At 65.8% G+C, this 13578-nt stretch carries 13 protein-coding genes; 2 read left to right on the forward strand and 11 right to left on the reverse strand.

The window, feature by feature from the left end:
- Positions 1–44 precede the first annotated feature (44 nt).
- From hisS to ndk, 5 genes are all read right to left on the reverse strand, one after another.
- Positions 45–1385 (reverse strand): histidine--tRNA ligase, encoded by a 1341-nt coding sequence (gene hisS / locus BTE28158_RS25410; protein ID WP_044848982.1) that lies wholly within the window; start codon positions 1383–1385, stop codon positions 45–47.
- Between the two features lie 21 nt (positions 1386–1406).
- Complete coding sequence (ispG, locus tag BTE28158_RS25415; protein WP_059604437.1) at positions 1407–2711, reverse strand: flavodoxin-dependent (E)-4-hydroxy-3-methylbut-2-enyl-diphosphate synthase; 1305 nt, start codon at positions 2709–2711, stop codon at positions 1407–1409.
- Between the two features lie 106 nt (positions 2712–2817).
- Positions 2818–3852: a helix-turn-helix domain-containing protein gene (locus tag BTE28158_RS25420; protein ID WP_151049895.1), complete on the reverse strand. Its 1035-nt coding sequence runs from the start codon at positions 3850–3852 to the stop codon at positions 2818–2820.
- A gap of 136 nt (positions 3853–3988) precedes the next feature.
- A complete protein-coding gene (gene rlmN / locus BTE28158_RS25425) occupies positions 3989–5128 on the reverse strand; it encodes a dual-specificity RNA methyltransferase RlmN (RefSeq protein ID WP_014896906.1) in 1140 nt (379 codons plus the stop codon).
- A gap of 55 nt (positions 5129–5183) precedes the next feature.
- On the reverse strand, positions 5184–5609 hold the full coding sequence (ndk, locus tag BTE28158_RS25430; RefSeq protein ID WP_006478674.1) for a nucleoside-diphosphate kinase: 426 nt from the start codon (positions 5607–5609) through the stop codon (positions 5184–5186).
- Between the two features lie 250 nt (positions 5610–5859).
- Here ndk and BTE28158_RS25435 point away from each other — a divergent pair, with 250 nt between their 5' ends.
- Positions 5860–6558 (forward strand): Bax inhibitor-1/YccA family protein, encoded by a 699-nt coding sequence (locus BTE28158_RS25435; RefSeq protein WP_006761414.1) that lies wholly within the window; start codon positions 5860–5862, stop codon positions 6556–6558.
- A gap of 66 nt (positions 6559–6624) precedes the next feature.
- On the opposite strand, the gene rlmD is transcribed toward BTE28158_RS25435, so the two are convergent.
- On the reverse strand, positions 6625–8022 hold the full coding sequence (gene rlmD / locus BTE28158_RS25440) for a 23S rRNA (uracil(1939)-C(5))-methyltransferase RlmD (RefSeq protein ID WP_151049897.1): 1398 nt from the start codon (positions 8020–8022) through the stop codon (positions 6625–6627).
- A 198-nt stretch (positions 8023–8220) separates the two neighbouring features.
- Here rlmD and BTE28158_RS25445 point away from each other — a divergent pair, with 198 nt between their 5' ends.
- Entirely contained in the window at positions 8221–9075 is an 855-nt protein-coding gene (locus BTE28158_RS25445) for an endonuclease/exonuclease/phosphatase family protein (protein WP_151049899.1), read from the forward strand.
- Positions 9076–9102: 27 nt separating this feature from the next.
- On the opposite strand, the gene BTE28158_RS25450 is transcribed toward BTE28158_RS25445, so the two are convergent.
- From BTE28158_RS25450 to surE, 5 genes are read right to left on the reverse strand one after another with little or no spacing between them, the layout of a single operon-like run.
- Positions 9103–9879, reverse strand: a complete 777-nt coding sequence (locus BTE28158_RS25450; protein ID WP_151049901.1) for a 3'-5' exonuclease — start codon at positions 9877–9879, stop codon at positions 9103–9105.
- 3 nt (positions 9880–9882) lie between these two features.
- Positions 9883–10968: an RNA polymerase sigma factor RpoS gene (gene rpoS, locus BTE28158_RS25455; RefSeq protein WP_059604367.1), complete on the reverse strand. Its 1086-nt coding sequence runs from the start codon at positions 10966–10968 to the stop codon at positions 9883–9885.
- An 11-nt stretch (positions 10969–10979) separates the two neighbouring features.
- Positions 10980–11861: a peptidoglycan DD-metalloendopeptidase family protein gene (locus tag BTE28158_RS25460; RefSeq protein ID WP_174920151.1), complete on the reverse strand. Its 882-nt coding sequence runs from the start codon at positions 11859–11861 to the stop codon at positions 10980–10982.
- A gap of 5 nt (positions 11862–11866) precedes the next feature.
- Positions 11867–12796, reverse strand: a complete 930-nt coding sequence (locus tag BTE28158_RS25465) for a protein-L-isoaspartate(D-aspartate) O-methyltransferase (RefSeq protein WP_151052318.1) — start codon at positions 12794–12796, stop codon at positions 11867–11869.
- Complete coding sequence (gene surE, locus BTE28158_RS25470) at positions 12793–13554, reverse strand: 5'/3'-nucleotidase SurE (RefSeq protein ID WP_151052316.1); 762 nt, start codon at positions 13552–13554, stop codon at positions 12793–12795. The genes BTE28158_RS25465 and surE overlap by 4 nt, the downstream gene beginning before the upstream one ends.
- Between the last annotated feature and the right edge of the window lie 24 nt (positions 13555–13578).

Consider the following 13578-nt stretch of genomic DNA (forward strand, 5'->3'; position numbering starts at 1 on the left):
TCCTTCCTTTTCAGGCTTTTCTTGTCGAGCGAATGCCAGCGCGATCAGTCGTCGCCGTCTTCGGCGGATGCAACCATCGCATTGATTAGGAATTCGGTCAAGCTTTCGACCGGTACGGTCTGCTGAACGTTCTTTTCCCCATCCTCGCCCGCACCGCGCAACGCTTTCACGCCGACCGTGCCGTTCGCGACCTCTTCTTCGCCGAAGATCACCGCGAACGCCGCACCGCTCGCATCGGCCCGCTTCATCTGCGACTTGAAGCTTGCCGGGCCGCCGTCAGCGCTGCAGTGGAAAATCACGTCGAGGCCCGTATCGCGCAGACGCTCGGCCGCGATGAACGCCTGTTCGCGCGCCGTCTCGCCCTGGTGCACCACGTACACGTCGACACCTTCCTGCTCGGGCGCGAGATCCTCTTCCTTCAGCAGCTCGAGAATGCGCTCGATGCCCATCGCCCAGCCGCATGCGGCGGTCGGCTTGCCGCCGAGCTGCTCGATCAGCGGATCGTAGCGGCCGCCGGCCGCGACCGTGCCCTGCGCGCCGAGCTTGTCGGTCACCCACTCGAACACGGTCAGGTTGTAGTAGTCGAGGCCGCGCACGAGACGCGGGTTGATCTTGAACGGGATGTTGTTCGCGAGCAGCAGGCGCTGCAGCCCTTCGAAATGGGCACGCGACTCGTCACCGAGGAAGTCGATCAGCTTCGGCGCGTTCTGCGCGATTTCCTGCAGCGCGGGGTTCTTCGTGTCGAGCACGCGCAGCGGGTTCGTATACAGGCGACGCTTTGCGTCCTCGTCCAGGACATCGGCGAACTGCTCGAGATATTTGATCAGTTCGACGCGGTGTGCGGCACGCTCTTCGGCGAGGCCGAGCGAGTTGATCTCGAGCTTGATACCGGTCAGGCCGAGGTCGTCCCACAGGCGCTGACACATCATGATGATTTCGGCATCCGCGTCCGGGCCAGCGAAGCCGAGTGCCTCGACGCCGACCTGGTGGAACTGACGATAGCGGCCGCGCTGCGGACGCTCGTGACGAAACATCGGGCCGATGTACCACAGGCGCTTCGGGCCGTCGTACAGCATGTTGTGCTCGATCGACGCGCGCACGACGGCCGCGGTGTTCTCCGGGCGCATCGTCAGGTTCTCGCCGTTCAGCGCGTCGGTGAAGCTGTACATCTCCTTCTCGACGATGTCCGTGACTTCGCCGATGCCGCGCGTGAAGAGCTGCGTATGTTCGACGATCGGCGTGCGGATGTTCTGGTAGCCGTACGCGCGCAGCAGCGATTTCACGGTAGCTTCGAAGAACTCCCAGAGGCCGGCATCCTGCGGGAGGATGTCGTTCATGCCCTTGACGCCGGTGAGCTTCTCGATCTTGCGTTTCTGTTCAGTCATCGTTCGTGTGTGTGGACGAATTTAGTTCAGGGCCTCGGTGCGGCCGTAATTGCGTGCGACGTAGTCGCTGACGATCTGCTGGAATTCCTCGGCGATCCGCTCACCGCGCAGCGTCCTGACCTTCTCGCCATCGATGAAGACGGGCGCGGCCGGGTTTTCGCCCGAACCCGGCAGGCTGATGCCGATGTTCGCGTGCTTCGACTCGCCCGGGCCGTTGACGATGCAGCCCATCACCGCGACGTTCATCTTCTCGACGCCCGGATATTCCTTGCGCCAGACCGGCATCTGCTCACGCAGATAGGTCTGGATCTGCATCGCGAGTTCCTGGAACAGCGTGCTCGTCGTGCGGCCGCAGCCCGGGCACGCGATCACCATCGGCGCGAACGAGCGCAGGCCCATCGTCTGCAGGATTTCCTGGCCGACGATCACTTCGCCCGTGCGCGACGCGCCCGGCTCCGGCGTCAGCGAAATGCGGATCGTGTCGCCGATCCCTTCCTGCAGCAGCACGCCGAGCGCGGCCGTCGAAGCGACGATGCCCTTCGAGCCCATGCCCGCCTCGGTCAGACCGAGGTGCAGCGCGAACCCGCAGCGCCGGCCGAGCTCGCGGTACACGGCGATCAGGTCCTGCACGCCGCTGACCTTGCACGACAGCACGATGCGATCACGACCGAGACCCAGTTCGACCGCGCGCTCGGCCGAGCCGATCGCCGACTGGATCAGCGCTTCGTACATCACGCTCTGCGCATCCCACGGCTGCGCACGCGCACCGTTCTCGTCCATCATGCGCGCGAGCAGGTCCTGGTCGAGACTGCCCCAGTTCACGCCGATCCGCACCGGCTTGTCGTACTTCGCCGCGGCTTCGATCATCTGTGCGAACTGCGTGTCGCGCTTCGCGCCCTGGCCGACGTTACCCGGGTTGATCCGGTACTTCGACAGCGACTCCGCGCAGCCCGGATAGTCGCGCAGCAGCAGGTGCCCGTTGTAGTGGAAATCTCCGACGAGCGGGACGGTCACACCCATCCGGTCGAGCTGCTCGCGGATCGCCGGCACGGCGGCCGCGGCCTCCGGCGTATTGACCGTGATGCGCACCAGTTCCGAGCCCGCATTCGCGAGTTCCTTGATCTGGATCGCCGTGCCGATCGCGTCGGCCGTGTCGGTATTCGTCATCGACTGCACGCGCACCGGCGCATCGCCGCCGATCGTCACGAGCTGCCCGCCCCAACGAACATCCACCGCATGCGACACGCGACGCGGCTGATGCCCGCCGAACACCGGCTCGGTTGAACAAATCTGACTGCTGCGTGGGGATTGAGCTTCGGATTGCATCGATAGATCCATTTACGCGGAATGCGCCGCGAGGCGGCGCATGAATTGAAAAAGCGCCGTGCCCTCGCGGCCTGTCCAGGACAGGCCTGCGTCACGGCGCTTGACGTCAGGGCAGCGTGAACCGCGCCACGTTACCCCGCGCTGCCGAATATTTCGCCGGATCGACGGGTTTTCCGTCGAACGCGACCGTATCAAGACCTGCCTTGTTGCCGATCGTGACCTTGAACGGCCCGTCGCCGGCGACCTGCTTCGTCTCGCCGGCCCGCACAAGCGCCGAGAACAGCTCCTTGCCGTTCTTGTCGCGCACGCTGAACCAGCAATCCTGCTTGACCTTCAGTTCGACCATCGACTGGCCTGCCGCCACCACGACGCTCGCGGGCTGCGCCGACACGGCCGCGCTGCTCGCCGCTGCCGACGCGACGATCGGTTGCGACGCAGGCACGACGGCCGTCGGGGCCGGAGCCGAAGCAACCGGAGCAGCCGGAGCAGCCGACGCAACAGCCTGCGGTGCCGCGGCGGATGCTGCAACCTGCGCCGGGACGTCGTTGCCGACTGCCGTCGACGCACCGCCGGCGACCGCCTCTTCGGCGGAAGACGCCGCCGACGCGCTCGCCGCCGACGCATGTTCGGCGTCGCCGCCACTCTTGAAGCGCGCGAGCCAGCTCGACGTATCGCCGCCAGTGTGCCACATGAGTACCGCGATCACCGCGACGACAACGATCGCCGTCCCCCACAGCCACGGATGATGGCGCGACGAGCCGCCGAGCGGAATCGATACGCGGCCGCGCGGCAGATCCGTCCCCGACGACGCGGGCATCGACAGATCGACTTCGGGCACGCCGCGCTCGCGGCGCAATGCCTGTGCAAACGGCTCGGGATCGACACCGAGCATTTTCGCGTAGCTGCGCACGACGCCGAGCGCGAACGTCACGCCGGGCAAATGGCTGATGTCGCCTGCCTCGAGCGCACGCAGTTTCTGCGGGGCGACCTTGAGCCGCGCCGACACGTCGTCGACCGTCCAGCCCTTCGCTTCCCGGAGCTCCGCCAGCCGGCTGCCGACGGCCGCCAGCGTTTCAAGCCCTGCCTGCGCCGGCTTCGCGGCATTCATCTCTGCGCCGTTTGTCGGCTGCGGCTCACTCATCCTTGTCCTCGCGTCGATTCTTCTTCACTGGCGGGCGCCGCCGGCTCCCGCAACCGTCCATATCATGCGCGGCGCCGAGGCGCCGCGTCCGATCGCTATTCGCGTGTTGTACCGCCAAAAGGTTCGGGCATCCCCGTCAAACCGCCCGAACTTCGATGATTTTTGCTGCTGCGCCCGTTCGCTCCGCCAGGCGCGTGCGGTCCTTCACGGCGCCGGCCAGCTGGCCGCACGCGGCGTCAATGTCGTCGCCGCGCGTCTTGCGCACGGTCGTGACGACACCCGCGTCGATGAGGACCTGTGCGAAACGTTTGATCTGCTCCGGCTTCGAGCGGATGAGGCCCGACTCCGGAAACGGATTGAACGGGATCAGATTGAACTTGCAGGGCACGTCGCGCGTGACGGCCAGCAGTTCGCGCGCATGCGCTTCGGTGTCGTTGACGCCGTCGAGCATGCAGTATTCGAAAGTAATGAAGTCGCGCGGCGCAACTTTCAGATAACGCTGGCACGCGGCCATCAGCTCGCGAAGCGGATGCTTCTTGTTGAGCGGCACCAGTTCGTCGCGCAGCGCGTCGTTCGGTGCGTGGAGCGAAACGGCGAGCGCGACAGGCAGTTCGGCGCCGAGGCGGTCCATCATCGGCACCACGCCGGACGTCGACAATGTGACGCGGCGGCGCGACAGGCCGTAGGCGTTGTCGTCGAGCATGAGCCGCATCGCGGGCACGACCGCGCTGTAATTCAGCAGCGGCTCGCCCATGCCCATCATCACCACGTTGGTGACGACCCGTTCGGCCTTGCCGTTCGGACCGGGCGCGCGACCGAGCGACGCACGCAGTGCAAATTCGGCCATCCGGAGCTGGCCGATGATTTCGGCTGTCGACAGGTTGCGGGAGAAGCCCTGCTTGCCCGTCGAGCAGAAGCGGCAGTTGACCGCACACCCGGCTTGCGACGACACGCACAACGTGCCGCGCGTCTCTTCCGGGATGAAAACGGTTTCGACCGCATTGCCGTTTCCGACGTCGATCAGCCACTTGCGCGTGCCGTCGGTGGAAACGTGATCGCTGACGATATCGGGCATCACGATCGACGCGCGGCCCTTGAGCTTTTCTCTCAGGGACTTCGCGAGGTCGGTCATGCCGTCGAAATCGCCAGCGTTGTACTGATGGATCCAGCGCTGCAACTGCTTGGCGCGGAACGGCTTCTCGCCGAGGCTGCCGCAGTACGCGACAAGACCCTCGGCATCGAAGTCGAGAAGATTGACGGAAGTTTCGCTCGTCATGATGTGCTGCCTTGCCGCGTGCGCTGAATCCTGCCTACTTGCTGCCAGCCAGGGCTTAGCGCGAGTAAACGTTCATTTCCGGGAAGAAGAACGCGATTTCGACCGCAGCCGTTTCCGCTGCGTCCGAGCCGTGCACGGCGTTCGCGTCGATGCTGTCGGCGAAGTCGGCGCGGATCGTGCCCTTTTCCGCCTTCTTCGGATCCGTCGCGCCCATCAGGTCGCGGTTCTTCAGGATCGCGCCTTCACCTTCCAGAACCTGGATCATCACCGGGCCCGAGATCATGAAATCGACGAGGTCCTTGAAGAACGGACGTGCTGCGTGAACTGCGTAGAACTTCTCTGCGTCAGCACGCGACAGGTGTGCCATGCGCGATGCGACGATCTTCAGGCCGGCGCCTTCGAAACGGCTGTAGATCTGGCCGATCACGTTCTTTGCCACCGCATCCGGCTTGATGATCGACAGGGTGCGCTCGATTGCCATAAAAACTCCAAGAAATTAAGAAGTTACAGGTTCAAATGAATCCGCTATTGTAGCACGATCCCGTGTATCATTGCGATTGAACCCTTACACGAGTGAAAGGTTCAGAATCCATATGTTTTTGCGCCGCCCTTCCATTGAAACCAAGCGGTGCGGAACGTATCTTAGCCATAGCTGCTCCGGTTTGCTGCGCCGCACACCGCGTGCGCCGAACCGGCCCGGGACGCCCACGCGTTCAATGTTAGGAGAAACCATGAACGACTATCCGTACAATTTCGGCCGCGGCGGCTCCGTCAGCACCGCGGAGGTTCGCAATCGCGTGCTGCGGAACACGTACTGGCTGCTCGCGCTGTCGATGGTGCCGACGGTGCTGGGGGCATGGGTCGGCGTCGCGACGGGCTTCTCGCTGTTCGCGGCCACCAGCCCGATGATGAGCCTGCTGGCGTTCTTCGCGATCGCGTTCGGCTTCATGTTCGCGATCGAGCGGACGAAAAACAGCGCGGCCGGCGTGTTCGTGCTGCTCGGCTTCACGTTCTTCATGGGCCTGATGCTGTCGCGCCTGCTCAGCTTCATCCTCGGCTTCTCGAACGGCCCGTCGCTGATCATGCTCGCGTTCGGGGGCACCGGCATCATCTTCGCCGCGATGGCGACGATCGCCACGGTCAGCAAGCGCGACTTCTCGGGGCTCGGCAAGTGGCTGTTCATGGGCGTGATCGTGATCCTGCTTGCCTCGGTCGCGAACATCTTCCTGCAACTGCCGGCGCTGATGCTCACCGTGTCGGTGCTCGCGATCGCGATCTTCTCGGCCTACATGCTGTTCGACGTCCAGCGCGTCGTGAACGGCGGCGAGACGAACTACATCTCGGCGACGCTTGCGATCTACCTCGATCTGTACAACGTGTTCACGAACCTGCTCGCGCTGCTCGGCATCTTCGGCGGCAATCGCAACTGACGGTCGCTAGACACCGAAAAAAACCGGCCTCGTGGGCCGGTTTTTTTACGTCCACCGCCCGTCCGCTCAGTCGCGCTCGAACAGCGCGATCGATTCGACGTGCGACGTATTCGGGAACATGTTAACGACCCCGGCACCCTTCAGCCGATAGCCGGCCTCGTGCACGAGCAGGCCCGCATCGCGCGCGAGCGTCGACGGGTTGCACGACACGTAGACGATGCGCTTCGGCAGCGGGCCGTCGCCGCTTTGCGCGATTTCGGCCAGCGCCTTCGACACCGCGAGCGCGCCTTCGCGCGGCGGGTCGATCAGGAACTTGTCGAACGCGCCGAGCGCACGAAGGTCGTCGCCCGTCACCTCGAACAGGTTCCGGCACGCGAACGTCGTGTGGCCGTCGACACCGTTCTCGCGCGCATTCGCCAGCGCGCGCGTCGTCAGCGTCTCGCTGCCTTCGATGCCCATCACCTCGCGGGACAGCCGCGCGAGCGGCAGCGTGAAGTTGCCGATCCCGCAGAACAGGTCGAGCACGCGATCGTCGCGCGACGGCGCGAGCAGGCGCAGCGCGCGGCCCACCAGCACGCGGTTGATCTGATGGTTGACCTGCGTGAAGTCGGTCGGCTTGAACGGCATGCGGATGCCGAACTCCGGCAGCGTGTAGTCGAGCGGCACGTCCAGCGGATAGAACGGCGCGACCGTGTCCGGGCCCTTCGGCTGAAGCCAGAATTGCACCTTGTGCTCGTCCGCGAACGCGCGCAGCAGCGCTTCGTCATCCGCATTGATCGGCTCCAGCACGCGCAGCACCAGCGCCGTGACTTGCGAACCGACCGCGAGCTCGATCTGCGGCATCCGGTCACGGATCGACAGCCCCTCCACCAGCCGACGCAGCGGCACGAGCATCGCCGACACGTGCGGCGGCAGCACTTCGCAGCTCGTCATGTCGGCGACATAGCTGCTCTTCTTTTCATGGAATCCGACGAGCACGCCGCCCTTCTTCGCGACGTTGCGCACGGTCAGGCGCGCACGGTAGCGGTAACCCCACGACGGGCCGTGGATCGGCGCGAACATCGTCTCGGCGCGCAGCTTCGACAGGTGCCACAGGTTGTCCTCGAGCACGCGCTGCTTGATCGCCACCTGCGCACGCATGTCGAGGTGCTGCATCGAGCAGCCGCCGCAGGTGCCGAAGAATTTGCACTTCGGCTGCGTGCGCAGCACGCTTGGGCGCAGAATATCGACGACGGTCGCCTGCTCGTAGCTCGGCTTGCGACGATAGCTCGAATAGGTCACGCGCTCTCCGGGCAGCGCGCCCTCGACGAAGATGACCTTGCCCGGCGAGCCGTCCTCGGTCGTCGTGCGGCCGACACCGCGCGCTTCCATGTCGAGCGATTCGATCTCGAGAACCGGGGCAGGCCCGGGCGCGACGGGCGCATTTTTCGATTTGCGCGCAGAAGTGGGGACGGCTTCGGACACCAGCTTTTCCTGACAAAACGTTGAAGAAGGCGAGATTGTAGACGACGAAAGCCCGCATCGCCCGCTTTCGTGGCGCAAGCGTCGATATGGATGCGCCTACCACACCGCGTCATACAGGCACGGTCTGCCGCCGGCCCGCATGCGCGGCGTCTCGCCAGGCCACGGACGGCATAAGTTCTGCTCGCAGGAGACTCGACCATGCGACTGATCGACTGGAACGTTCAATGGGGTCGGGACGCGGACGGCGTCGTCGACCTTCCCCGCACCATCGCCGCCGCCCGCCGGCTTGGCGACTTCGACGTGTTGTGCCTGCAGGAAGTGACGCGCGGCTTCGGCGCACTGCCCGGCCGGCCGGGCCCCGACCAGTTCGCCGAACTGGCGGCGTTGCTGCCCGGTTATACGATCGTCGACGCGTTCGGCGCCGACCTGCCGGCGCTGGAACCCGGCGCGCCGCGTCGCCAGTTCGGCAATGCGATCGCGACCCGGCTGCCCGTCCGGCGCGTGCTGCGCCACCTGCTGCCGTGGCCGGCCGACGCGGGCGCGCCATCGATGCCGCGTGTCGCGCTCGACGTCGAGCTGGTGACGCCACCGGGCCCGCTGCGGGTCGTCACGACGCACCTCGAATACTATTCGGCGCGCCAGCGACTCGCGCAGGTCGATGCGTTGCACGATCGGCACCGAGAGGCCTGCGCCCACGCGGACCGGCCCGCGCCGGCGGAAAATGCGACGGGGCCGTTCAGCGCGACCGACCAGCCGCGCGACGCGATCGTCTGCGGCGATTTCAACAGCGCGTTCGGCAGCGATGCGTACCGGCGCATGCTGGCGCCGATCGCCGACGCGCCGCCGTTCGTCGATGCGTGGATTGCCCGCCACCCGGGCTGCACGCCACCGCCGACTGCCGGCGTCTACGACACGGCGCAATGGTCGGAAGGGCCGCTCGCATGCGATTTCGTGTTCGTGACCGATACGCTGCTGCCACGCGTCACGCTCTGCGAGATCGACGGCGACGTGCGCGCGTCGGATCACCAGCCGATCGTGCTCGAACTCGATTGATCGCTGCCGCGGCGCGAGCCTCCCGCGTTACACGTCGAAACCGGCCAGGTATTCGGCCCAATGTGACGCGGGCTCCTGTGCCAGCGCGTTCTTCACGAGCAGGATCTCGTCAGCATACTCGCTCGGCGTCAGGCCGCCGCGCATCAGCTGGAACCGGCAATACAGCAGGTAAGTATTGACGACGTCGGTTTCGCAATAGTTGCGGATTTCCTCGATCCGTCCGTCCTGGAACGCAGGCCACACCTGGCTGCCGTCCATCCCGAGCTTGCCCGGAAAGCCGCACAGCTTCGCGAGCGCGTCGAGCGGCGCATTCGCGCGCGCCTGATACATCGCGAGCACGTCCATCAGATCGGTGTGTCGCGAGTGATAGCGCGAGATGTAGTTGTTCCACTTGAATTCGCGGTCGTCCTCGCCCAGATCCCAGTAACGCGTCGCGGGGATCCCATGCACGAGCGCACGGTAATGGAGCACCGGCAGATCGAAGCCGCCGCCGTTCCACGACACGAGCTGCGGCGTGTATTTCTCGATCACGCGATAGAACGACTGGACGAGCGTCGCCTCGTTGTCCTGGGGCGTGCCCAGCGAGCGCACGCGAAAACCATTGTTGTCGCGGAACACGCAGGAAATCGCCGCGATGCGCTGCAGGTGATGCGGCAGGAAATCGCTGCCGGTCTTTTCGCGGCGCGCGGCGAACGCATGTTCGGCCACCGCGGCATCGTCGAGCGTCGCGGGCAGGTCTTCCAGACGGCGAATGCCGTCGACATCGGGAATGGTCTCGATGTCAAAAACGAGAATCGGAGTCATCAGTTACAGAACGGCGTCCTTGCGCACGCCGTTGGAGGCAAAGAACCGCTTGAGGCGCACCAGCGCTTCCTGCTGGATCTGCCGCACCCGCTCGCGCGTGAGCCCCATCTCGTCGGCCAGCTCCTCGAGCGTGGCCGGTTCGATGTGGTTCAGGCCGAAGCGGCGCTCGATCACGTGCCGATGCTTGTCGGACAACCGCGACAGCCACGCGCGCGTGAGCGTCTCGAGTTCGCGGTGCTGCACCTCGGCGTCGGGCGACTGGCTCTGGTCGTCGGGCAGCAGGTCGAGCAGGCTGCTCGCGGGATCGAGATCGAGCGGCGCGTCGAGCGACGCGGTGTGCTCGTTGAGCGCGAGGATGTCGGTGACTTCCTCGGCGGTCTTGCCGGTGAGATAGGCGATGTCGTCGATGCTGGCTTCGCGGCGCTCGGCCGCCTCGCCCGTCGACATCGAGTTCTTTTCGAGGTGGCGCTTCGCGCGCAGCACCTGGTTCAGTTCGCGGATCACGTGCACGGGCAGGCGCACGGTGCGCGCCTGGTTCATGATCGCCCGTTCGATGCTCTGGCGGATCCACCACGTCGCGTAGGTCGAGAAACGAAAGCCGCGCGTCGGGTCGAATTTCTCGATCGCGTGCATCAGACCGAGGTTGCCTTCCTCGATCAGGTCGAGCAACGGCACGCCGCGGTTCAGGTAACCCTTCGCGATGCTGACGACGAGACGCAGGTTGCGCTCGATCATCACCTGCCGCGCCTCGAATTCGCCGGCCTTCGCGAGACGCGAATAGCGCTGCTCCTCCTCGACGGTCAGGAGTGGCTTCACGCTGATGCGATTCAGGTAATGCTGGATCGTGTCGGCCGTGAGTTCGGCCTGCAGCAATGCGCGGAAATCGTCGACGTCGGGCGCGGCTTCCGCACGGCCTTCGCGCTCGTCGTCGCCGTCCGCTTCGGCGTCGCGTGCCTCGAGATCACGTTCGTTTTCCGCGACGTCGTCTTCGTCGTCCGTCGAAGCGCCAGCTCGCTCCACCGATGCTTGCGTGGCACGACTGATCTTCTCAGATTCGGCTTGCGGCTCGTGGCGCTTCGATTTCGGCATGGTCGTCTCGGTTATTGAGGCGGCAAATACTTCAGCGGATCGACAGGTTTACCCTGCCGGCGAACCTCGAAATGCAGCATCACGCGGTCGGCATCGCTGTTACCCATCTCGGCGATCTTTTGCCCCTTCGTTACCGCGTCCCCCTCTTTTACCATCAAAGCGCGATTGTGTGCATACGCCGTGAGGTAAGTTGCATCGTGTTTGATGATAATGAGATTGCCGTAGCCACGCAGGCCGTTGCCCGAGTAGACGACGCGGCCGTCGGCCGCCGCCTTCACGGCCTCGCCGGACGTGCCGCCGATATTGACGCCCTTGTTCTTCGCGTCGTCGAAACCGTTCAGCACCGGGCCGCGCACGGGCCATGCGAACGTCACGGGGCCGCTCGGCGCCGCGGCCGTATCGCTCGATGCGGCGGCAGCCGGCGGCGTGACCGCGGACGACGAGCCTGCGGCCGGCGTCGCGGGACCGCTGCTGAGCGGTGCGGTCGCGACGGCGGCGCCTGCGATCGGCGCGGCAGCCGGCGAGCCTGCAACCGCGGCACCGCCCGGCGGCGTGACGCGCAGCAGTTGGTCGACTTCGATCTGGTTCGGGTTCGCCAGGTTGTTCCACGCGGCAATGTCGCGATAGTTCTGTCCGTTTTCGAGCGCGATCCGGTACAGCGTATCGCCCGGTTTCACACGGTAGAAGCCTGGCGGCGGCGGGCCGAGCGGCACCGCCGGCTGGGCGGCGGTAGTCGTGCCGAGCGTTCCGGAGCGGTCGACGACGGGCGCGTTGTCGAGCCGCGTCGCACAGGCGGCCAGTAGCGTGGAGAACGCAGCCACACAGATCGCGCGCTGGGCGAACGTGAGCGGTTCCCTGGTTCGGTTGTTTTGCATCGCGCGCAACATACTCATCGGTTTCAAATCACTCCGGATTTTAAAGGGACAAAGAAAACGCGATCAAGCCGTGACTCCCGCCATTGCGCGTGCGCGACGCGCTCGACAAGCGTGAGCACCTGAGGCCGCCCGCTCTGCGCGCCGACCGGCGCGACGAGCCGCCCGCCGATCGCGAGTTGCTCGAGCAGCGCCCGTGGCACGTCGAGCCCCGCCGCCGCGATCACGATCGCGTCGAACGGGCCCGCGGACGGCAGACCGACACGCCCGTCGCCGTAATGCAGACGGATGTTCGGCACGCGCAGCGGCCGCAGGTTCAGCTTTGCGCGCTCGTAGAGCGGCTTGATGCGTTCAATCGAATACACGTCGCGTGCCACGTGACTCAGCACCGCGGCCTGGTAGCCGCAACCGGTGCCGATCTCGAGGACGCGCTCGAGCGTGCGGCCGGCCATCGCGAGCTCGATCATGCGCGCGACGACCGACGGCTTTGAAATCGTTTGCTGATGACCGATCGGCAGCGCGGCATCCTCATAGGCCTGCGTCGCGAGCCCCGGATCCACGAACATGTGACGCGGCACCGCGGCCATCGCATCCAGCACGCGCGCGTCGGTCACGCCGTTCGCGCGCAGGCGTTCGACCATGCGCTCGCGCACACGTTCCGACGTCAGCGCGAACGCACCGGCCGGCGCGACGCTCGGCGCAGCCGGCTTGGGCATCGCCGGCTTCAGCGCGGTCGGTTTCGGCGCGGTCGCCGGCTTCGCGGCGGTCGTGCCGGGCACCGGGCGGGCGACGCCCGTCTTCACCGCCACCGGCTTCAGCACGGCGGCGGACTTGTCGACGGCCTTCGGCACCGCGCCCGCCGCATGGCGTTCGCCGGCCCGGCCTTCCGATTTGCGTGGCGCTCGCTTGAGATCTTCGAGCGCGAGCGGAAACCGCTTCGCGCGCTCGCCGCTCATGAAGCCCGCCCTCCTGCGCGCACCCATTCGCGCGTTGCGGGCAGCATTTGCGTATGCGTGAGATCGAGCTGCAGCGGGGTGATCGATACGAAACCGTTTGCGACGGCGTGGAAATCGGTGCCTTCGCTCGCGTCCAGCGCAGCACCCGCGGCACCGATCCAGTAGACCGGCTCGCCGCGCGGGTCGGTCTGGCGAATCACCGGCTGGGACGGGTGACGCTTGCCGAGGCGCGTGACCTGCCAGCCTTTCAGTTCCCCATACGGCAGATTCGGGATATTGACGTTCAGCAGCGGCTGACCGGGCAGCGGATGCGCGAGGTAGTGTTCGACGATTTCCGCGGCGACGCGCGCCGCGTCCGTCAGATGCGCCCAGCCCTTCTCGGCCAGCGAAAACGCGATGGCCGGCACGCCGAACATGATGCCTTCGGTGGCGGCCGCAACGGTCCCTGAATAGAGCGTGTCTTCGCCCATGTTCTGGCCGTTGTTGATCCCGGACACGACGAGGTCGGGCCTCGCGTCGGCCATCCCCGTCAACGCGACGTGCACCGAATCGGTCGGCGTGCCATTCACGTAGAAGAAACCCGTATTCGTCGCGCACTGCACCGACAGCGGCCGCGACAGCGTGAGGGAATTCGATGCGCCGCTGCAGTTCTGCTCGGGCGCGATCACCGTGAGGTCGGCCAGCGGCTGCAGCGCGTCGCTGAGCGCGGCGAGACCGGGGGCGAGATAGCCGTCGTCGTTGCTGAGTAGGATTCGCATCCGGCGATTGTAACCGAGGAAAGA

This window comes from Burkholderia diffusa (assembly GCF_902499115.1).
Lineage (GTDB): Bacteria > Pseudomonadota > Gammaproteobacteria > Burkholderiales > Burkholderiaceae > Burkholderia > Burkholderia diffusa.